The 19320-nt window shown below is 63.4% G+C and carries 20 protein-coding genes; all 20 read right to left on the bottom strand.

Annotation, left to right across the window (positions count from 1 at the left end):
• Positions 1–327: 327 nt before the first annotated feature.
• The 20 genes from G333_RS0111830 to G333_RS0111735 all read right to left on the bottom strand — a co-directional run bounded on the left by G333_RS0111830 (position 328) and on the right by G333_RS0111735 (position 19296).
• Positions 328–1197, bottom strand: coding sequence for a glycine betaine ABC transporter substrate-binding protein (locus G333_RS0111830; RefSeq protein WP_019628543.1), 870 nt, complete (start codon positions 1195–1197; stop codon positions 328–330).
• A gap of 50 nt (positions 1198–1247) precedes the next feature.
• Positions 1248–2090, bottom strand: a complete 843-nt coding sequence (locus tag G333_RS0111825) for a proline/glycine betaine ABC transporter permease (protein WP_018143990.1) — start codon at positions 2088–2090, stop codon at positions 1248–1250.
• 1 nt (position 2091) lies between these two features.
• Positions 2092–3297 (bottom strand): glycine betaine/L-proline ABC transporter ATP-binding protein ProV, encoded by a 1206-nt coding sequence (gene proV / locus G333_RS0111820; RefSeq protein ID WP_019628542.1) that lies wholly within the window; start codon positions 3295–3297, stop codon positions 2092–2094.
• A gap of 53 nt (positions 3298–3350) precedes the next feature.
• Positions 3351–3734, bottom strand: a complete 384-nt coding sequence (locus G333_RS0111815; protein WP_019628541.1) for a hypothetical protein — start codon at positions 3732–3734, stop codon at positions 3351–3353.
• Positions 3735–3773: 39 nt separating this feature from the next.
• Positions 3774–4817: a lipoate--protein ligase family protein gene (locus G333_RS0111810; RefSeq protein WP_018143993.1), complete on the bottom strand. Its 1044-nt coding sequence runs from the start codon at positions 4815–4817 to the stop codon at positions 3774–3776.
• 3 nt (positions 4818–4820) lie between these two features.
• The gene (locus tag G333_RS0111805; protein WP_018143994.1) at positions 4821–5249 is read right to left on the bottom strand and encodes a hypothetical protein; all 429 of its coding nucleotides are present in this window, start codon (positions 5247–5249) and stop codon (positions 4821–4823) included.
• A gap of 154 nt (positions 5250–5403) precedes the next feature.
• Positions 5404–6360 (bottom strand): hypothetical protein, encoded by a 957-nt coding sequence (locus G333_RS0111800; RefSeq protein ID WP_019628540.1) that lies wholly within the window; start codon positions 6358–6360, stop codon positions 5404–5406.
• 205 nt (positions 6361–6565) lie between these two features.
• Positions 6566–7918, bottom strand: coding sequence for an OmpP1/FadL family transporter (locus G333_RS0111795; RefSeq protein ID WP_019628539.1), 1353 nt, complete (start codon positions 7916–7918; stop codon positions 6566–6568).
• A 284-nt stretch (positions 7919–8202) separates the two neighbouring features.
• On the bottom strand, positions 8203–9375 hold the full coding sequence (locus G333_RS0111790) for a radical SAM protein (RefSeq protein ID WP_019563458.1): 1173 nt from the start codon (positions 9373–9375) through the stop codon (positions 8203–8205).
• 54 nt (positions 9376–9429) lie between these two features.
• Positions 9430–10512 (bottom strand): NAD(P)/FAD-dependent oxidoreductase, encoded by a 1083-nt coding sequence (locus G333_RS0111785; RefSeq protein WP_019628538.1) that lies wholly within the window; start codon positions 10510–10512, stop codon positions 9430–9432.
• Positions 10513–10537: 25 nt separating this feature from the next.
• Entirely contained in the window at positions 10538–11629 is a 1092-nt protein-coding gene (locus tag G333_RS0111780; RefSeq protein WP_019628537.1) for a biotin/lipoate A/B protein ligase family protein, read from the bottom strand.
• Positions 11622–12803 (bottom strand): radical SAM protein, encoded by a 1182-nt coding sequence (locus G333_RS0111775; protein ID WP_018144000.1) that lies wholly within the window; start codon positions 12801–12803, stop codon positions 11622–11624. Before G333_RS0111775 ends, G333_RS0111780 begins: the two co-directional genes overlap by 8 nt.
• 105 nt (positions 12804–12908) lie before the next feature.
• Positions 12909–13346: a glycine cleavage system protein H gene (locus G333_RS0111770; RefSeq protein WP_077276997.1), complete on the bottom strand. Its 438-nt coding sequence runs from the start codon at positions 13344–13346 to the stop codon at positions 12909–12911.
• 36 nt (positions 13347–13382) lie between these two features.
• Positions 13383–13790, bottom strand: a complete 408-nt coding sequence (locus G333_RS0111765; RefSeq protein ID WP_026287984.1) for a DsrE family protein — start codon at positions 13788–13790, stop codon at positions 13383–13385.
• A gap of 8 nt (positions 13791–13798) precedes the next feature.
• A complete protein-coding gene (locus G333_RS0111760; RefSeq protein WP_018168416.1) occupies positions 13799–14245 on the bottom strand; it encodes a glycine cleavage system protein H in 447 nt (148 codons plus the stop codon).
• 111 nt (positions 14246–14356) lie between these two features.
• Positions 14357–15268 carry a CoB--CoM heterodisulfide reductase iron-sulfur subunit B family protein gene (locus G333_RS0111755; RefSeq protein ID WP_018144004.1) on the bottom strand — a complete coding sequence of 304 codons (912 nt, stop codon included), beginning with the start codon at positions 15266–15268 and terminating at the stop codon, positions 14357–14359.
• On the bottom strand, positions 15261–15977 hold the full coding sequence (locus G333_RS0111750; RefSeq protein WP_018938848.1) for a 4Fe-4S dicluster domain-containing protein: 717 nt from the start codon (positions 15975–15977) through the stop codon (positions 15261–15263). Before G333_RS0111750 ends, G333_RS0111755 begins: the two co-directional genes overlap by 8 nt.
• Positions 15978–16026: 49 nt before the next feature.
• The gene (locus G333_RS0111745; protein WP_018938847.1) at positions 16027–16899 is read right to left on the bottom strand and encodes a hypothetical protein; all 873 of its coding nucleotides are present in this window, start codon (positions 16897–16899) and stop codon (positions 16027–16029) included.
• Positions 16838–17866, bottom strand: coding sequence for an FAD-dependent oxidoreductase (locus G333_RS0111740; protein ID WP_018168414.1), 1029 nt, complete (start codon positions 17864–17866; stop codon positions 16838–16840). Before G333_RS0111740 ends, G333_RS0111745 begins: the two co-directional genes overlap by 62 nt.
• Before the next feature lie 23 nt (positions 17867–17889).
• Positions 17890–19296 carry a heterodisulfide reductase-related iron-sulfur binding cluster gene (locus G333_RS0111735; RefSeq protein WP_018938846.1) on the bottom strand — a complete coding sequence of 469 codons (1407 nt, stop codon included), beginning with the start codon at positions 19294–19296 and terminating at the stop codon, positions 17890–17892.
• Positions 19297–19320: the final 24 nt, after the last annotated feature.

Genomic DNA, 19320 nt, shown 5'->3' with positions numbered 1-19320 from the left:
GCGGAGAGCCGGGATCTCCCGGGCGAGCCCCCGGACGTCCGGGTGATCTCCAGCAGTGGCGATCCCGGATAACCGCTGCGCGGTTTCCGGGATGCCGAGGGAGGGGCGTCTTCATGGTGATCGGAGAATGCCGACAAGGTGTTCCGAATGACCCGTCGCCCGCCCCCGAATCGGGCTTCTGCGTGCGGTTCATGTCCTCCGTGGTGCAACCGCCTTGGCCCTTCTTGTTATTTTCGTGCGCTTCGTGGTTAACAATGGAGTCGGGGCCCCAGACGAAGAAAGCCCCGCCGGAGCGGGGCTTTCGGGCATGGCCATGGCCTGCGGTGATCAGTCGATCACGCCGGTCACCCAGTACTGCACGTACTTCGGGTTGTCCTCGATAAAGCGATCCACGGCCTCCGCGTAGGAGTTTTCCTGGGCGTAGAACATCGCGTCTTCCAGGACCTCGAGATCCAGGTGCATACGCGAGATCATCATCGCCACGTCGTGGTACTCCTCGGCGAAGCCTTCACGCGCCAGGGCATGGATCCGTTCGAAGCTGCCCAGGGCCCCTTCCGGGTCTTCGAGGTAACGCAGATCATGGGCGCCGAATTTCCAGTGCGGGCTCCAGCCGGTCACCACGATCCACTCGTCACGACGGATGGCGCGTTCCAGCGCGGAGGTCATGCCCGCCCCGGAGGAGATCTGCAGGTTGTAGCCATCCAGGCCGTAGGTCTCCATGGCCTCTTCCGACAGCCGCGTCAGGCCCGCGCCCGGGTCGATCCCGGTGATGCGGCCATTCAGCTTGTCCCGCACGGAGTCCTTCTTCAGGTCCTCGATGGAACCGAGCTCGTCCTCGGGGATATAGTCCGGCACCACCCAGCCAAGGCGGGCGTTTCCGTACAGCGGCCCAAGATTCACCACGTCCTGCCCCACGCGTTCCATGTAGTCGGCGTGGGTCCCTGGCAGCCAGGCCATCAGCATCATGTCGATGTCGCCGGAGGCCAGGCCCTGGTATTGCGGGGCGATATCGGTCTGAATCAGATCGACCGAGTAGCCCATCTCGTCCTCGATGACGCGTTCCGCCAGCCGGGTCACGAACTCGGCGTCGGACCACGCGGTCCAGCCAATCTGGAGATCGTCAGCCTGGACCGTGGAGAGCCCCATGGAGGCGGCCAGCACGCCGCCCAGCAGGGTTGAAGTCAGTGTCTTGTTCATCGTGCTACTCCTTCCTTCGAGTGAAACGGATAGCGCGACGCGAGGGCCGGTCAACTGCTCGCCTTGCGCCGCAGTCCTACGCTCTGAGTGATCCGGTCGAGCAGGATGGCGAGGATCACGACCCCCAGGCCGCCCTCGAACCCCAGCCCGACATCGAGCCGCTGGATACCGGTGAGCACGGTGTTGCCAAGCCCGCCGGCACCGATCATCGACGCGATCACCACCATGGAGAGCGCCAGCATGATGGTCTGGTTGATGCCGGCCATGATCGACGGCATCGCCAGAGGCAACTGAATCTTGGTCAGGAGTTGGCGCCGATTGCAACCGAAGGCCAGCCCGGCCTCGATCTGCTCGCGGTTTACCTGGCGGATGCCGAGATTGGTCAGACGCACCACCGGCGGCATGCAGAACACCACCGTGGCGATCGCGCCGGGCACCGTGCCCAGCCCGAAAAAGATTGCGGCGGGGATCAGGTAGACGAAGGGCGGCATGGTCTGCATCAGATCCAGCACCGGGCGGATGGAGGCCTCGAGCCAGTCGCTGCGCGCCATCGCGACCCCGACCGGCATACCGATCGCCAGCGCCACGGCGGTGGCCGCCAGCACCAGCGACAACGTCTTGATGGTGGGCTCCCACAGGTCCATCCCGAGGATCAGGCCCAGCGCCACGATGGCGAAGATGCCGAAGCGCCAGCTGACCCGCCACCAGCTAAGCCCCACCAGCACCAGCACCAGCAGCCAGGCGGGGATCGCGAGCAAGGCCCCCTCGAAGGAATTGGTCAGCAGCCCCAGGAACCAGGCAATACCGTCCAGCGCCGGCTCCAGGTTATCGAGGATCCAGTCGACTCCGCTCTCGATCCAGTCGCCCACCGGGATATTGATGCGCCCCTCCATGTCAGTAATCTCCGTTCGCGGCGGCCGCGTTGCGGCTGCGGTCCAGGGCCTCGACCAGGCGCTGCAGGGTTACCAGGCCGCGGAACCGGCCCTCGCCATCCACCACCGGGATGGATACCGGGCTCTGCGCAGCACGCCGCGGCAGGTCGGCCAACGCCGTATCCTCGGGGACCGCCTCCACCTCCACCGCGACCTCGCTGGCGGCGCGATCCAGGGTAAGCTCGCCCAGACGCTTGGCCTGGACGACGGACTGGAAGCGCCCGCCGGCATCGACGATCACGGCCTCGTTACCCGGCACGTGGGCAATGCGGTTGCGCGCCTCACCGGCCGTGGTATCGGCATCCAGTACCGGGATGTTCTCGCTGTCCATGATGTCGCAGGCCTGGAATACCTGGGTGATGTCCACGCCGTGGAAGAACGAGCGCACGTATTCGTTGGCTGGGTGCGTGATGATTTCCTTCGGCGTACCGACCTGCACCACCTCGCCCCCCTGCATGATGGCGATGCGATCCCCGATCCGGATCGCCTCGTCGAGATCGTGGGAGATGAACACGACCGTACGTCGGTGTTCGCGCTGCAGGTCCAGCAGGCGGTCCTGCATTTCGGTGCGGATCAACGGATCCAGCGCCGAGAAGGCCTCGTCCATCAGCATGATCGAGGGGTCGGTGGCCAGCGCACGGGCCAGGCCCACGCGCTGCTGCATGCCGCCGGAAAGTTCATCCGGATAACTGCGGGCATGGGCCTTGAGACCCACCTGGTCCAGGGCCTCCTGGGCGCGTTCACGGCGCCGGGTGCGGCCGACCCCGGCGATCTCCAGACCCAGCGCGGCGTTGTCGATCACGGTCTTGTGCGGCATCAGGGCGAAAGACTGGAACACCATCGCCAGATCCTCGCTGCGCAACCGGATCAGATCGCGCTGGCTCATACGCGTGACGTCACGCCCACGGACCTCCACGGTGCCCGCAGTGGGCTCGATCAGGCGGTTAAGCAGGCGCACCAGGGTGGACTTGCCCGATCCGGACAGCCCCATCACCACGAAGATCTCGCCCTCGGCGATATCGAGGTTGCAGTCCTTCACGCCCACCGTGTTGCCGGTGCGCTCGAAGATGGTGTCCTTGTCCAGCCCGTCCTCGATCAGGCGCAGGCCTTCCTGCGGGTTCGGCCCGAAGACCTTGTACAGCTCGCGCACCCGGATGATGGGTTCCATGCCACGATCTCCCTGTAACGCTGCGTCCGACCCTCGGGCCGGACCGGGGCCCGTTACCAGTCGTACTGGCGAATGAACTCGGGAAGCTTGTCGATCATTTCTTCGCGCCCGAAGAAACGATCGGCGCGGGCCAGGCGCATCTCGTCCTGGATGTCCTGATCCCCGCCGAAGCAGAATACCGGAAGATTGATCTGGTATTCCATGCGCAGCATCCGGATCACGTCCAGCGGGTCGAAGGCCTCGATCTCGTCCAGATCCAGCAGCAGGAAGCGATACAGCAGGATCTCGTTCCACGGACCGAGCTCATCCAGGTCGGTCACCCGGTGCAACTGCCAGCCCTGCGGCAGTTGGGCCTGCATGCGCTCGGTCAAGCCGGCATCCTGCGTCATCAGGATGACGCGTTTCTCCAGGCGGCGTTCGATCGTCGGTTCGGACATACGGCATCTCCGGCGTTCGTGGGTAACGGAATGGGCGGGTCAGGCCGCCGCGATTCCGCGATAGAGCCCGTCGATGCGGGCACTGATCTCGTCGACCATGCGGGCGTCGAGCTGGCCGTTCAGGCGCGAGCGCACGCGCAAGCGCTCCGGGGACTCGCCAATCAGGTGCTCCTCGAGGATGGCGGTGGTCGCCGGGTCCTCGCACCAGACCCGTGCGATGTGCGAGCCCTCGACGTGCAGGCGCAGGCGCCCACAGGCCCCGCGGGTCTCGAACACGTGGTTGTCGCGGTTCACCCGAATCCCGTCGCGCACTGCAGGCGATCCCTGCCCGTCGGCCAGATCCTCGAGCTCCTCGCGCCCGGCCGCCAGCCACTGTTCGATGGTGTCTTGGTCCGGCTCGATCACCCGCACCGGCACGCCGAAACGGCGCTCCAGGACCGCGCGCAGGGCGGCCTCGACCTGCGCGGGCTCGGGCGGCTCCGGGCACTGACGGGCGCAATCCGTCATGCCGGTCTCCAGCGCCGGGCGCAGCCAGTCGCGGTAGCCCTCGCTAGGGGCATGGACACAGGCGAGAAAACGCTCGACCGGGAAGTGCCGCAGGAAGCTGGCCCCGAAAACGCAGCCCTCGTCGAGCGTGGCCGCGCCGGTGCCCATGATCTTGCGCCCCTGGACCCAGACATCCTGACCCCGCGCCTCCACGCCCTCCAGCCCAAGCTCGCGCAGGACATCCATCGCAATGCCCAGGCCCATGGCGAACAAGTGGCGATGCCCCCGAGCGAGGACATGACGCGGCTGGATCAGGAAGAAACAGGCCTGATCGGCATCCACCCAGACCGAGCCACCGCCCAGCGGGCGCCGCACCACCGGGACGCCCTGCTCCGCACAGGCCGCAAGGTCCAGATCGGACGCAGCATCCTGGCTGGCGCCGACCGAAATATGTGGCTCGCGGGCGTGCGTCCAGAGTACGCGCGGGGGGGCGTCCGGCGAGGTCATGCTCGCCAGCCCCGCATACAGCGCGTGGAGTTCCTCGGCGGAGCGAGCCCCGGCATCGATCCACTCCGGGGTCACCGTCGATGCGACCAAGTGTCAGCCCTCGGTCTTGTCCTGGCCGGCAGCGGGATCGTCCGCCTTGTCCTCCTGGCCGGGCTGGTAGAAGTAACGGAAATAGAAGTCACTGCGCGAGAGATCCTCGTACAGCTTGGCACGCTCCTCGACCCCACTGCGCATGATCTCGACCATGGCCATGGCCTGCTCGCCATCGATGATATGGATGCCGCCGGACAGCTCCTGATCGGTGTCGAGAAAGTGCGCGGCCAGCTCTTCCGGCTCCTGGATGTAGACCAGGAAGGACTTGCACTCGGCATCCTCCAGATCCAGCGGCTGCATCACGATCTTGCCGAGCCAGGCCAGGCGCGCGACCTGGTTGAACTGATGGATATCGAGTTTCTTGCCCTTCTTGTACTTGTTGAGTTCGTTGCGGATCTCGCCAATATTGGCGATCTTCATCGATTTCATGGATGTGCATCCTGCCGCGAGTGTTGCGGGAGCATAAAACAACTGCGTGCCCGGGCCGTAAAAAAACCCCGGCAGACCGGGGTTCTTGAGTGGGGTACGCGGGAATTCCGCCACCCCTTGCGCCATTCCATGGCGCGAACGGATTATAGCGGGGTTACCACTCGAATCCGCTATCTTCCTGCTCCTGGTGGCCGGCGACCGCCTTCAGGGTCTCCTCCAGCGCGCCGGGCGAGCTGCGCAGACGCATGAAGCTGTTGTCCCCCAGCATCCGCAGATCCGGGAAATGCAGCGCCTTGCGGAAGCGCATGTGCAGCGCCTCCACCTCGCCCCCGCGGACCATGATCTCCAGCGGCACGGTCGCGGTATGGCGGAACTCGCCCACATCCACGATGCCGAGCTGGTGCAGGTCGGCCGAGTCCTGGTCGGCCCCGTCGGCCTCGCGCACGGCCACGCCGATCACGGTGACGTCCTGCCCCGGGATATCCACCCGGTAGACCTCGCTGACCCCGGCGACCCGGGACGCGAGATTGCCATCCAGCTCGCTCAGCGCCGCCCGCCGGGAGCCATGACTCGCCAGCTCGTACGGGGCATCAAAGCGCTCCATGCCAAAGGTATAGCGATAGCGGCTGAGATCACGTTCGCTCAGCCCGTCCTCGGAACCGTACTCGCGTTCGGCACCCAGAGTGCTGGACAGGCGGTTGGCGACACCCGTGACCGGACGATCCAGGCGATAGGCGTGACGGAAGTACTCCAGGTTGTTGTAGCTCACCTGCAGCTCGCCATCGACCGCGGTTACGGCCACGCGGATCGGGGCGATATAGCCACCCCGCTCCTCCGAGCCGGCGACGGACAGCAGGTCATCGTGGGTGACCACAACCACGTGTCGGTCATTGCTGACGGGGTATTCGCCCAGAAACCGGAAATCGGCCCCCTCCAGGCGTTCCCGCACACTGGCAGCCTCGCCGGAGACATCGGTCCCCGATTCGGTGTAGGCCAGTACAAACGGGCGATAGGTATCGGCCGCCACGGTCTGGCTCGCCGCGAACAGCGCAACCGCCGCGACCATACCGACCGCACGGACGCTCCCGCGCAAGGCGTGGATTGCTCGCATGGCATCCTCCTTTGAATTCACTAATAGGTTCGAGCGGAATGCTCGGCAGAAAGAAGGGCCCGGGCCGCACCCCCCGGTGCGTCACGGACCTCGGCGTCACCCGCCTGCCATGGCGGACCCGGCCTTCCCGTCAAGACCGGTGCGCCCTCCCGGGCACACGACACCGAAGTCCGCGGCGGTCAGGCGACCGCCCCGGGCCTCCCGATCAGAACCGGTACGCGTACCCGATCTCGAGCTCGTACTGGCGCATCTCGATCTCGATATCCTGGCCGGCCATCCCAGTAACATCCTGGCCGCGAACACGCTGGGTCGGTGCATACATACCCGCGAAGTTGATCTCGTGCTGCCCGAACTCGCGCGTAAAGCCGAAGGTATAGTGATCCGTCATCACCGCCGGCGCGAGCATGTTGAGCATCACATCCTCGGAGCTAATCGGATTCTCCCCGCGGTTGTAACCCACACGCCAAATCCAGCCATTGCCACGATCGATCTGAGCGCCGAATTTGAAGACGTTCACGTCATCCCAACCGAAGCCCGGACCGTTCGCCCCCCCGAAACGGGCTTCCGGATCCCCATTTGGATTCATGGGGCTAGGGGCATTCATAATATTGGCACTGGGATTCGAAATCGCGTCGATCTCCGAGTAGCGGATCTTCTGGTAATCCGCAGACAGCGTGACACTTGGCGTCACATCAACCGAGAAACCCAGCCCATAGGTCGATGGGATATCGAAGCTACCGCCATCGGCAAAAAGGCCGCTGTAGTCGTCGAAGTCCCCGTTACGGATCTTGGAGCGATAGCTGCCGCCTACGCGCGCCCCTTCGGCGAGTTCTGCCTGGAATCCGATTTGGGCACCGTAACCCCAGGTCGAGTCGGTACGACCAGACGTAAGGTTGTCTCCGTCGACAGAGGCCTCCCGAAAAGTGTCCAGCCCCTCAGCACTAAAGCGCTGGTAGCTGATGATGGGGCTAAACCCAACGCTCACGCGCCCATCCGCAAACTTTTGTGCGTAAGTTGGAATAATCGCGATTTGTTCCAGATTCACTCCGGCCGTTCCGCTACAGAAGGCCCCACCTTGATCACCCTGCCCCATCATTTCGCATTGCTCGCGGCCATAAGCCGGATAATCTGTATTCATTCCACCATTACCGAGCATGGCGATACCCCACGAACGGCTCTCGTCGATTTGCTGGACAAACGCGATCGAGGGAATGAAGAAGTTCTCGCTGTTGCTATCGACACTACCCGGATTAACTGCCGGCGCACCGCCCTGAACGGCAGCGGGATTACTAGGCATACCTGCCTCGAATGAGCGCTCGGGACGGAAGTAGGTGATGGATCCATCAAAACGGGTTTCCATGCCGGCGATGCCAGCCGGATTGATGCCCGGGGCGTAGGCGTCCTGCGAGATCGCCATGCCGACGCCCCCCATGCCCTTGGCCTTGGTGCCGTAGCCGTGGGCGAAGTAGCCGTTGGTGGCGTGCGCGACGCCGGCGGACCCCATGGCCAGGCCGACCGCGATCGTCACCACGCTGCGGCGAATGATGCGTGCTTCCATTTTGTATCTCCTTTGGTGGTCTTCTTGTTGTGTTGTGCGAACACCCCGGTTCCGTGCGGCCCCCTTGTATCGCCGCCGGTCCGGTCTTGGTGGTGTTCCCACGGCCCGCGCCACGGTGACCGACCGTGGCGCGGGTTTTTCGGCAGGTGTGTTCAAGGGCACTCTGACGAATGGCCTTGATAACCCTGCTCGAAACCTGAATATTCAAAAAGTCTTATTGATCCCCTGACGTGCGAAAGCCCCGGGGGTTCCGGGGCTTTCGCTGGATACTACCACTATCGATTTCAGGCTGTCTTCTCGTCTTCCGCCTCGTCGGCGTCGAAATCGAAGGTGCCGACATCCTCCCCGGCCATCTGCCGCTGGACGAAGCCGACATCGGTCGAGTTGAGCGCAAACGGGAAGGACAGGATGTCCGTCGGGCTGGAATCGCCATACGGACGGTTGCAGGCCGAGACCTCCTCGTCCGACTTGCCGGGGCAGCCGGAGGTCTGGAACGGCTTGCCGGAGGCAATCAGTTCTTCCACCTCGGCCTGCGGCAGACCGAAGTCCACGACCTGGCCTTCAGCATTGAACTTCATGTCGTCGATACGGCCACCGGCGTAGTCGATGACGAAGCGACCCAGCTGCACGCGGCGCCACTGGTCACGCGGGACCGGGTTCCAGTCTTCCATCAGCGAGCCCTCTTCCGGGAAGAAGGCAAACATGTGGTTGTGGCCACCCAGGTCACGAATGCGCTGGCAGACCTGCAGGATCTCTTCCTCGGTCTCGCCCATGCCGCAGATCAGGTGCGCGCCAAATTTCTCCGGCCCGAAGATCTCGGCGGCCCACTCGATGGACTGCCAGTACTTGTCCCAGCTATGCGGGCTCTCGACCGCCTTGCCACGGGTGCGCTCGAAGATCTCCGGGGTCACCGCGTCCAGTGCGACGGTGAAGATGTCCGCACCCTTGTCGCGCAGGAGCTGGAGGTCTTCATAGCTCATCGTGGTCGGGTTGGACAGGATCGACACCGGGATATGGTTGACCTCGGCGACCCAGCGCTCCAGCAGCTCGACGGTGTCGGCATCGGAATTCGGGTGCGTGATCATGGAGATGCACATGCGCTCGAACTGGCCGGCGTCGGCGTGGTTCTTCACGCGTTCGATCACCTCGTCGTACTTGGCGGTCGGCCAGTCGACGCGGATGAAGTTGCGGTCGGCGTAATCCCGCGATTCCTCGCGGTGGCGGGCCAGGCCGCAGTAGGAGCAGTTGGCACGGCAGCCTTCCGGGTACGTGACCAGGAGGTTCAGGCAGTGCGTGCAGGACGTGCGATGCATGGTGCCCGGCACCAGGCCCAGCGTGATCGCGGCCGCGGTGGACATCTGCACGTACTCCGGCGAACGCATGTCCGGGGTCTTGATGTGATAGTCGGGCCGATAAAAGTTGATCGGCGCGACCATCTCCTCTGCACTTGCACTCATGGAATTCCTCCAGCGTTGTCTCGGGGATGCCAGGCATCCGTCGACCGGGGCCGATTACGCGGCCCGGTCACCATCGTTGAAATACTCGGAAAATGCAATCCATCCGCGGCGCTGAGTGGCATCTTCCTGCGCCCGCGGGGTTCGCCAGTGTTCGTTGAGGAAGGCGCGCCGCTCGCAGGCGCGATCCAGCGCCGGCCCGTACTGGTCGCGCATGTCCTCGTCGTAGTCGGCCAGGGCCTCGGCGTCGCCTTCCAGGTGGCCGATCGCGGCCTCGCCGGCGGCCTCGCCCGAAACCACCGCGGCGGCAATACCGGCCCCGGTAATCGGGTGCGTCAGGCCACCCGCGTCGCCGACGAACAGCACGTCGCCGGCCACCAGCGACTCCCGCAGGCCGCCGACCGGGATCGCCCCACCGGTGCGGTAGCGGATCTCCTCGCCCAGCAGGCCCTGATCGACCAGCTGGGCATGCAGGGACTCCAGCGGCGCCTTGAGGTCACCGGCAATGCGCTTGTCCGCGCCCAGGCCAAGATTGGCCCATTGGCCCTTGGGGAACAGCCAGGCGTAGCCGCCCGGGTAGTCATCGGACAACCAGACATCGGTGGCGGTGTAGGGCTTGTTCAGCGGCACGGTGTACTGGCGGGTCTGCACCGTCGGCAGGGCCGGCAGGCCCAGCGATTCGGCGACCGGCGAATGCGGCCCATCGGCCGCGATCAGCACGCGGTAGCCGATCTCGTGTTCGGCACCGGAGTGTTTCACCCGGGCGGTATGACGTTCCGCGTCCACCGCCACCAGCGGAGTCGAGGTCACCAGCTGCGCCCCGTTCGCCTCGGCGGCACGGATGATGGCGCGATCAAACTCGCCGCGATCCACCATCAGGCCCGGGAAGTCGGAATGTTCCACCGCGCCGGAGGGCAGGAAGCTCTGCATCGCGTCGATCCGCTGCAGCAACACGCCGTCGGGCTGCGCGTACGCGCCCATCGGGTTGGGGATGAACTCGGCGCACTGCACCGGCTCGCCGAAGGCCTTGTTACGCTCGACCGCGAGCACCGACAACCCGGCCTCGGCACACACACGCGCGGCCGAGGCCCCGCCCGGGCCCAGACCAACGACCAGCACATCCACCGCGGCGGGCAGCATTAGCGAAAACCTCGTGTTCCGTTCATCATTCCGCGACCGCTTCGACCTCGGCCTGCGCCAGCGCCGACTGGATCGCGGCGATGAAGTCATCCGCGCTCAGCTGGAGCATCTCGACGTCGCGCTCGGCGAAGAAGGCGCGCACGCGCTCTTCCATCTCCGCCTGCGGCGTATCCCGCAGGGCCGCCTCGAGATCGGCGATCGTGCGGGCCGGTTTCACGAAGATGTCTCCGGTAATCCACAGCTGCTTCAGACGCTTGCGCTCGGGATCCAGCGCCACGCCCACCCGCATCAGCCCGCCATCGGACTTGGAGATGCTCTCGAACATCGGGGCATCGGTCGCCGGACGGTTGCGCTGATACACCCACTCTTCGGAATCGATGTCGGCCAGCGCCTCGTCGAAGGCGCGGCGCTCTTCCGGGAGCAGGTCGGCGGCTTCGGTGCGCACCCCGAACTCCTCGGCGAAGGCGCGCGCAATGGCCTCCTTGACCACGTCCAGTGCGGGCATCTCGTCGAGCAGCGTGGCGAGGTTCACTACCCGGTCGCGCGCGGACTCGATTGCCTTGTTGGAAAGCTTCTCCGCCGGGATGCGCAGGATGCGCAGCATGTCCTCGACATCGAACTCGATCAGCAACGTGCCCTGGTACATGATCGAATCGCCGTCAAAGGCGCCGCCGGTACCGGAGATCTTGCGACCATCCACTTCGATATCGTTGCGCGGGCGGAACTGCGCGTCCACGCCCAACGAACGCATCCCGGCCGCCGCTGCGTTACAGATGCGCGCGGCAATCTGACCCATGTCGGCCGAACCGAGAAAGCGTTTGTCCAGATACAGTTCCCAACCGAGCTGGGTGGCATCGAAATAGATCGCACCACCGCCGGTGATGCGGCGCTGGATGGCGATGCCGTTCTCCTGGCAGTACTCGGTGTTGATCTCCTGGTCCACGTTCTGGTGGAACCCCACCAGGGCACAGGGCTGGAACTGCAAAAAGCGCAGGGTATGCGGCGATGCACCTTCCTGATGACATTCCAGCAGGGCGCGGTTGAACGCCATGTTCTCGGCGGCCGGGCGCAGCCCGGTATCGAGGATGCGCAGGGTCGTCTGGTCGCGCTCAGGCATGACAACCACCTCCGGCTGCAACCTCGCCCCCCTCGGTGACGATGCGAATGCCGCCCAGCCCCTGGCGCGCCTTGCGCTCCTGCTCGCGACGGCGGGCTTCCTCGGCCACGATGGTGTCCAGGTCCAGTTCGACGCCACTGGCGGCTCCGGCGTCTTCGGCCATCACCTCGTCCCCGACAGCGATCGAGCAACAGGCCGGAGTCACGCGCACCTTCTTGCCCAGGCGCGCGGCGAGTTCCACCACCCCTTCCGCCGGGTGGGCGATCCCGGACAGGCCCGCCATCACGGCGTAGCTGTCGATCTGGCTCTTGGCCTCGCCCGGTGGACGGGCGCAGCCCAGCAGCAGCGAGGTATCACCCAGGCGCGCGCGGGCGTCGTGGAAGAAGCGTCCCACCGCATGCACATCCGGGGTCTCGAACGGGCGACTGGCCGGCGCGTAGAACGGCATGACCACCACCAGCACCACGGCATCCGGCAGGTGGCGCGCCAGCATCTCGAGCGCATTCCATTCGCCCAGCAGCTTGCCGTAGTGCAAGCCGATCACGATATGCGGGACCACCTTCATGTTGGTGTTCACCAGGCTCTCGAGCGTGCGCTCGAAGTCGTCCACGCTGCGCCGCAGGTGATAGACCTGCGTGATGGTGTCCTGGGCACCGATGACGTCCATCATCGCCGCATCGATTCCCGCCTGCTCCATGGACAGCGCAATGTCGTCGTCCACCAGTGCGGTATGCATGGCAATGCGGAATTCGGGGAACTCGTCCTTGATGCGCCGGATGGTGGAGTAATACGGGTCGTATTCCACCTCGTTGCGATGATTCGAGCCACCGGTCAGGAGCATGCCCTGGGCGCCGGACTCGATCACACCATTCACCTGGCGCCAGAGATCCTCCGGGGTGCGGACGGGGATCATCGGGTCCAGGATCTTCGCCTTGCAGTGGTCACAGGCCAGCTTGCAATCACCACCGGTGATGGACATCGCAGGCCATGCACTCTTGCCACAATCGGCCAGCTCGCTGGACTGGTAGGACTTGAAGGTCGGGGTATAAAAGTGCACCGAACCCGGATCCCCGGCGTGTTGCAGGCTATGCTGGAGGTCATCAACCAGCAACGGATCGACGGGGACGTCCTCGAGGGGCTCTACCCGCTGGATTACATCGTTCCAGCTTGTCATCGGCGGTCTCCGGGTCGGCGCATTTCTTGAAGGTTTTACTCGGGTATTACCGAAAAAAAGAGGCCGCCAACCACAACGGGTCAGCGGCCCGGACCGGATCGGGGCTTAGCAGCCGCCGAAACCGTCCGCTTCCATCTTGGCTTCGAAGGCCGCATGGGCGTCGGAACCGGTCTTCAGGTCGCCGATTTCGCCATCCCAGTCTTCCGGCTTCAGCTTGATCAGCCAGCCTTCGCCGTAGGGATCTTCGTTGATCAGGCCCGGGTTACCCGCAACCTTGTCGTTGGTCTCGGTGACTTCACCGGTGACCGGGGTCTTCGCCGGACCCACCCACTTGCCGGATTCGACGGTGGTGCAGGACTTGTCCTTCTTGACCGTCTTGCCGACCTTCTTCGGGGTGTAGGACACAATCGTGCCCGCCAGCGAACAGGCGTAGGACGTCAGACCGACGGTGGCGGTACCGTCGCTTTCCTTGCGCACCCAAACGTTGTTTTCAACGTTGTACATCAGATCTTCCGGAATATCACAACCCCGAACTGCACCCATGTCTTCCTCCAGGAATATTCAAATAAAGCGGGAAAATTAAAACGTTATCGTTTTATCACTGCGTAGTATCAGGTCGGCTAACTCGCTCGCCCGATTCACTTCATCGACATCGTCGATGAGATCCGAAGACGCGTCGATTCTATACCCCGGCAGAGCGGGCTGGCAAACGTGCAAGCGCACGCCTGCGCGTTTTGCGTCCTGGATAAAGTCCTTGATCAACTTGCCGTCTTCCATGGCCCGCAGATCATCCGCTACACCCTGCTCCATCAGGCGCACGCCCTCCATGGTGAAGAAGATGTGCACGTCCACATCCATCGAGGCCATGACCGCGCCGAGATAGAACGGCGTGGCGCAACGGCCGGGCGTCGACGGGCCCGAGGTCATGATGATCACGACCGTCTGCTCGTCGTTGTCCAGGTAATAATCGTCGTCGATATCAGCCATGGTCCCGCTCACCGCAGCTTTCGCTGGCACTGGATGTCATCGTCCTTGGCCCGCTTGCAGTAGCCTTCCTCGGCCTTGTCCCCGGTCAGGAACACCTCCAGCGCGGCCTCGATCCCGTTGGTGGGCTCGACTCGGGCAATCCAGGCATTGTAGGGATCCGAATTCAGCAGCACCGGGTTCTCCAGCACCTCCTCGTTCCCCTCCACGATCTTGCAGTCGATGAAGTTGGGGATCGGACCCGCCCACTTTCCACTTTCGATCGTGGCAACCGGCTTGCCCGGCGGTCGCCGCGTACCCGGCCGCCGCACCCGCACGTGGATGATCTTGCCCGCAATCGTCTGCGACAGGTCGGTCATGCCCACGGTCAGGGTGTCGTCGTCCTCGCGCCGAAGCCAGATCTGGAATTCGTCGTCGTAGAACAGTTCAGGGTGAAACTCGCAGCCGTTGCAATCCATGTTTCGCCTCATTCCCGGGACCGCGGGGACCCGTGCCTACACAAAAAAACGGGCGCCAGGCGCCCGTCTTCCAAAGTCATCGATGGGCCATGCCGGGCATGGGTCCAGGGATCAAATGACCCCCTTCTCCTTCAGCAGGCCAATCGAGTCACTCACGTTCTCGTGAATGCCCAGTTTCCGCGCGGACAGGCCCATGGCCAGACCCAGCAACTGGGTGAAGTACAGCACCTTCACATCGGTCTTGATGCCGAACTCGGTCTCGGCACGAACCTGGTGCATCTCCAGACCGGAGTGACAGGTCGGGCACTCGGTGGCGATCACTTCCGCACCGGAGTCTTCCGCCGACTGCAGCAGGTTCAGCACCAGCTGGGTCGAGGTATCGGAATCGGACAACGTGTGCGCACCACCGCAGCAGGACGTCTTCAACGGATATTCGACGTTCACGGCACCCGCGGCGCCCAGAAGGTCATCCATGAAGTGCGGCTGATAGCTGGAGTCGGAGCCCGGGCCATTGTCCTTCTCCGGGAAGATCTGGCGCGGACGGGTGTACATGCAGCCGTAGTAGTTCGCGACCTTGATGCCGTTCAGGCTCTTGGTCATCTTCTGCTTGATGCCTTCCGGACCGAGTTCTTCCATCAGCCACTCGAGCAGATGCAGGGTGCGAACGTCGCCGCTGTAGACCGGGTCATCCGACTGACGCGCAAGATCCTGCACGGTGTTCATCGCGTCTTCCGACGTGGCAGTTTCGAACTCGGCTTTCTTCAGGTTGTGATAGCAGCCGTTACAGGGGGCCATCACGGTGTCCATGCCCATCTGCTCGGAGGCGATCGCCATGTTCCGTGCGGACAGGTAGGTCTGCAGCATGGGGTGAACGTTCTTCACCTCCATCGCGCCACAGCAGTTCCAGTCGCGCAGGTTCTCCATCTCGAGCCCCAGCGCCTTCACCAGCACGCGGGTGGAGCGATCGTACGGCCCACCGGAGCCCTCAAGTGCGCAACCCGGATAGTAAGCAACCTTAGCCATGAGCGGCCTCCTTCTGTTCGCGCACGTAACTCTTCAGCACGTCCCCGGTCTTGCCCCAGGACTTGGTGCGCGGCGTATGAATCGTGTTGAAGCCCATCGCCATCAGGTGCTTCACCGGGAGGTGCTTCATCATGCGGAAGACGAACACCTTCAGCCATTCCTGCAGAAGCGGCTGGCCGGTCTTCTTGAAGAAGTTCTGCATGACCTTGCCGTCTTCGATGCGGCCGGTCTTGTAGATCTGATCGGCGAACTCTTCATCGAAGATGCTGGACGGGGTCTTTTCGGTGATCCCTTCCTCTTCCATCCAGTGCGCCAGCGCCTTCATCACGCCTTCCGGCTTCACGTCCTTCGGGCAGATGTTCGTGCATTTGTTGCAAGAAACGCACTGCCAGATGATGTCCTTGTCCTTGACCAGCTCTTCCTTCATGCCAAGCCGGGTCAGGTAGATCCAGTAGCGCGGATTGAACTGCACATTCTGCGCGTACATCGTGCAGGAGTTGGTGCAGGACCCGCACTGCCAGCAGCGGTGCACGTTCTCCGCACCCGTGTAGGTCTGGATCTTCGCCTCGAAATCGTCGTCGTAATCGCGAACCGTGCGCGGGGCAATCATGGTGTTCCAGTGACCGGAAACATCCACCCCGTCGACCACCAGCTCGTCGTGCTGCTGGAGTCGTTCGTCCTCGATCAGTGCTTTTTCATGTATTGCCATGACGTCTCTCCGAAAACCTGTCTTGCCAGGCTCAAGTTCGTTCCGTTATTCAATGCAGCGACGCATCGGTTCCTTTCAGGCGACCTTCCGGGGAATCGATCCCCAGCATCTTCACCGCCAGCTCGAGCGGATCCTGCTTACCACCAAACTGGTTGTCGATCATCCCTAAACTCATCGACAGCGATCGGGCGTAGTCCGAATAGGCCTGGACCCAGACCAAATCCGTTACAAACGGCAGGTCACGGTAAAAGCCCTCTTCCGCCAGCGCCTCGTAAAACCAGCGCCGTGCCCCCTCGATCGCACCGACTGACTCCCCGATCGGGATTGACCGAAGCGTGTCGTTGGCGCGAATGAACTCGCGCAACGACCCAGTCGTGGTCGACGTATCCCAGACCCAGCGGCAAGCCAGTGGCACAGCCTCGGGATCTGCAAAATGCAGGATCTCGGCACCGAAGTCCCAGATCGCCCGGCGCAGCTTCTTGTCATCTGCCGCCAGGTCCGCGAATGCGGCGAGGCGGTCGTTGACATCAACATCCGGGTGGACCAGGGCACGCACCCCGTCCACCAGGGCCCCTTGCCGTTCCGCCATCAGGGTGACCAGCTTCCGGCGAACCGAAAAGACCAGCCCCCCAAGGGCCCGAACATCCTCTGCATCGATCTCGTCGCCCTTGGCCACGATCGCCGCAAAGACTTCGTGCTTCGAACGCAAGGCCTCGATGAACGTCTCCAACCCATCGACACCGCCCGCTTCGGCGATAGCCCCTTTCAGGGTGGAGAGCTTGGACGCGAGGATCTCCTTGTCAAAGGTAACCTCAAGCGGCTCCGGGGCGAGCCCCGAAGCCGCCTCGTCGCTGACGACCTCAGCCGGCTTTCTGAACCAGCGCATGCAGATCCGCAACCGCGCGGCCACCGGCGGCGGCACCCTGGGCGATCGAGTCGTCGATCGTCTCGGGACCGTAGGCCGCACCGCAGGAGTAGATTCCCTTGCGGGTGGTGCCACAGGTGTTGGTGTACTGCTCGGCCTTCTCGATGAAGCCGTGCTTCTCGAGGCCGATACCGAACACCTGGGAAAGCTCGGGGTTATCGGCGTTCGGATCCATGCCAATGGCATGCACGACAATATCGAACGGGATGATGATCGGGCGCTTGACCAGGGTATCTTCACCCTTGACCAGCAGGCGACCGTCGCCCGAGGCCGTCACTTCCGCGATACGGGCCTTGACGAACTTGGTTTTGAACTCTTCCTGGGACTTCCAGTAGAACTTGTCTTCGTACAGGCCGAAGGTCCGGATGTCCATGTAGTAGATGAACACGTCGGTTTCCGGCGAGATCTCCTTGATCTCCATCGCCAGGTTGGCGGAGACGGTGCAGCAGATCTTGGAGCACCATTCGCGACCGATCTGACGGTCGCGGGAGCCCACGCACAGCAGGATGCAGACACGCTCCGGCACACGGCCGTCGGACGGGCAGGCAATCTTGCCACTGCCCACCATCTGCTCCATCTGGGTGGTGGTCAGCACGTCTTCATACGTGCCAAAACCCCACTCCGGCTTGTTGATGGAGTCAAAATGGGTGAAGCCGGTTGCCAGGACCACGGCGCCCGCCTGGACGGATTCGCCGTTGGTCAGCGTGGCGGTGAAGTTACCCGCCTCGCCTTCCAGCTTCTCGACCTTGGCGCTCTTGTGCACGGTCGAGTTGGCGTCGTCTTCCACGCGCTTGACCATGCGACCAATGGCGTCCTTGGCCCACTCGCCGGAAGGCACCAGCTTGGCGTAACCCGACAGGATCGGGGCGCCGCCGAGGACGTCTTCCTTCTCGACCACCACGGCCTTGTAGCCGGCCGAGTTGACATTGGCGGCAGCGGCCAGACCGGCCGGCCCACCACCCACTACTAGAACGGTATCTTGCTGCATCAGACCTTGCCCCCGTAAGCGAGTTCAGGATTGTAGAGGTATTCGATATTGCCGGCTTCGACTTCCTTCAGGTACTCCTGGAAGGTCTTCTTGGCCTCGGACCAGGACATGCCCATCTTCTCGACCAGGTCCTCGCAGGGCGACGCGTGCCACTGCAGCTGGACGATCTTGAACGGGTCCGCACCGCAGGCCAGGGCCGCGAACTGGACTTCCGCCATGATCGGGATCTGGAAGTTCTGGTTATGTGCCTTGCCGATCCACTGGTTCTTGTCCATGGTCGTGACACAGCCGGTATCGTTGGCCAGCATCACGTCGGCGTTGGCTTCCTCGCGGGCCACGCGGATCTTGCGATCCATCGTGAACGAGCGAGTGAATTCGCGCTCGGAGATGATGTGGCGGAAGCCAAAGCCGCAGCAGTCGTACCAGGTCGAATAGTCAATCACCTGCGCACCCAGAGCCTGGGCGGTGGAGGTAATGATCGCGGTACGGTTGCCGCCCAGCACGGTGGGATCGTACACCGCGTCCTCGTGGACCATCTTGTAGTAATGGCACGCCACGTGGGCGGTGGTGCGGATGTTGGAGACGTCGATGGTCTGCAGCTCGGAAGCGATACGGTTACGCATCACGTGCACCCACTCGGAGTAGTGGATGATCTCTTCCGGGATGACCAGCTTGCCGTCGACCAGGCGACCCAGCTTGCCGAGGATCTTGGTGACCTTCTCGCGCAGTTCGGCGGACTCGACCAGATACTTGCGGATCTCCTTGTAGTTACCGAAGGAGGTGCCGCAATGGACCAGCGGGTAGAAATGACCCAGCTCGTGGCCGTGCTGCTTGCCGGAGACGTAGGCCTGGTGGAAGTTGCGCAGGAACACCGCAGCGAGCGACTCAACGTTCCCGATACCGGAGCCGTGGTAGTTCCACGCGGTGCAGGAGGTCTGGTCGGTTTCGTCGAGGTAGTCCTTGCCCGGCTCGAAGCCGAACTTGTTCATGAACCACAGCAGCGAGGTCGGGTAGCCAGGGATGTTCCCGCACTGGCCACAGGACTTGTGGTGCCACAGCTGCTTGGTCGGGACCTTCTTGTCCCAGCCGAACAGGGTCTTCACCGACATCGGCTCGTGTTCATCGTTGATGCGATGAATGATGATCTGGCCGTCCTTCTCGAGCTCGTACATGTGCTCGCGGACGTCGTCCATACGGTCGCCAAGGTCGACGGTGCGGCGGTCAACGTGCTTGCGCACCCAGTCGGTGGCCTTGACTGCGTCTTCCTTCGACAGGTCGGTCGACTGGAAGAACGAACCGTGACCGGCGATGCCCTGCCCGTCGGTGTTGTGGGAACCGGGCTTCATGGTGCCGGCGCCAGCGCCTTCACCATTCTGGTTGTGATTGCCTGGGGTCTGTTCACTCATAACGCTTCTCCTGATGTCTTGGAT

It is taken from the genome of Thioalkalivibrio sp. AKL10, from assembly GCF_000381845.1.
GTDB classification, from domain to species: domain Bacteria; phylum Pseudomonadota; class Gammaproteobacteria; order Ectothiorhodospirales; family Ectothiorhodospiraceae; genus Thioalkalivibrio; species Thioalkalivibrio versutus.
The sequence above is the reverse complement of the archived record's forward strand: the minus strand, read 5'-3'. Positions and strand labels throughout refer to the sequence as shown.

Coding starts and splice junctions, on each gene's coding strand:
- G333_RS0111790 (WP_019563458.1), bottom strand. CDS start 9,375: ATGAGTGCAAGTGCAGAGGAGATGGTCGCGCCGATCAACTTTTATCGG.
- G333_RS0111770 (WP_077276997.1), bottom strand. CDS start 13,346: ATGGGTGCAGTTCGGGGTTGTGATATTCCGGAAGATCTGATGTACAAC.
- G333_RS0111830 (WP_019628543.1), bottom strand. CDS start 1,197: ATGAACAAGACACTGACTTCAACCCTGCTGGGCGGCGTGCTGGCCGCC.
- G333_RS0111735 (WP_018938846.1), bottom strand. CDS start 19,296: ATGAGTGAACAGACCCCAGGCAATCACAACCAGAATGGTGAAGGCGCT.
- G333_RS0111765 (WP_026287984.1), bottom strand. CDS start 13,790: ATGGCTGATATCGACGACGATTATTACCTGGACAACGACGAGCAGACG.
- G333_RS0111760 (WP_018168416.1), bottom strand. CDS start 14,245: ATGGATTGCAACGGCTGCGAGTTTCACCCTGAACTGTTCTACGACGAC.
- proV (WP_019628542.1), bottom strand. CDS start 3,297: ATGGAACCCATCATCCGGGTGCGCGAGCTGTACAAGGTCTTCGGGCCG.
- G333_RS0111805 (WP_018143994.1), bottom strand. CDS start 5,249: ATGAAATCGATGAAGATCGCCAATATTGGCGAGATCCGCAACGAACTC.
- G333_RS0111775 (WP_018144000.1), bottom strand. CDS start 12,803: ATGACAAGCTGGAACGATGTAATCCAGCGGGTAGAGCCCCTCGAGGAC.
- G333_RS0111780 (WP_019628537.1), bottom strand. CDS start 11,629: ATGCCTGAGCGCGACCAGACGACCCTGCGCATCCTCGATACCGGGCTG.
- G333_RS0111800 (WP_019628540.1), bottom strand. CDS start 6,360: ATGCGAGCAATCCACGCCTTGCGCGGGAGCGTCCGTGCGGTCGGTATG.
- G333_RS0111785 (WP_019628538.1), bottom strand. CDS start 10,512: ATGCTGCCCGCCGCGGTGGATGTGCTGGTCGTTGGTCTGGGCCCGGGC.
- G333_RS0111750 (WP_018938848.1), bottom strand. CDS start 15,977: ATGGCAATACATGAAAAAGCACTGATCGAGGACGAACGACTCCAGCAG.
- G333_RS0111795 (WP_019628539.1), bottom strand. CDS start 7,918: ATGGAAGCACGCATCATTCGCCGCAGCGTGGTGACGATCGCGGTCGGC.
- G333_RS0111825 (WP_018143990.1), bottom strand. CDS start 2,090: ATGGAGGGGCGCATCAATATCCCGGTGGGCGACTGGATCGAGAGCGGA.
- G333_RS0111815 (WP_019628541.1), bottom strand. CDS start 3,734: ATGTCCGAACCGACGATCGAACGCCGCCTGGAGAAACGCGTCATCCTG.
- G333_RS0111755 (WP_018144004.1), bottom strand. CDS start 15,268: ATGGCTAAGGTTGCTTACTATCCGGGTTGCGCACTTGAGGGCTCCGGT.